1 protein-coding gene is annotated in these 373 nt (G+C 72.4%); it reads left to right on the top strand.

The features are described from left to right. Window positions 1-231, top strand: a 231-nt coding sequence (locus R0J87_RS18835) for a glycosyltransferase (RefSeq protein ID WP_498888119.1), incomplete at its 5' end; no start/stop codon positions are given. Window positions 232-373: the final 142 nt, after the last annotated feature.

Here is a 373-nt window from a genome sequence, read left to right on the forward strand (position 1 = left end):
GCCGCCGCGGTCGACGACCACCAGACCCGCAACGCCGAATACCTGGTCGATGCCGGTGCCGCGGACCTGCTCAAGCAGGACGAGGCGCTGGCCGAAAACCTCCAGCCGGTCCTGCGCGACCTGCTCGCCGATCCGCAGCGTCGCCTGGCCATGGCACAGGCCGCGCGCGGGCTGGCCAAACCCGATGCGGCCGACCGCATCGCCGACATCATCCTCGAGGAAGCCGTATGAAGTGCTTTACCGCGAAGCCCCGCCGGGCATTCGCACCGCAGCGCGCCGCCGCGCGGGCAGGGCGCGCATGATCCGCCGCCTGCAGGACAGCCAGGACCTGGTGCGCGCGTTCCCGCGCGTGCACTTCGTCGGCATCGGCGGC

The organism is Halomonas sp. SIMBA_159 (assembly GCF_046536035.1).
In the GTDB taxonomy this organism is placed as follows: Bacteria; Pseudomonadota; Gammaproteobacteria; order Pseudomonadales; family Halomonadaceae; genus Vreelandella; species Vreelandella venusta_A.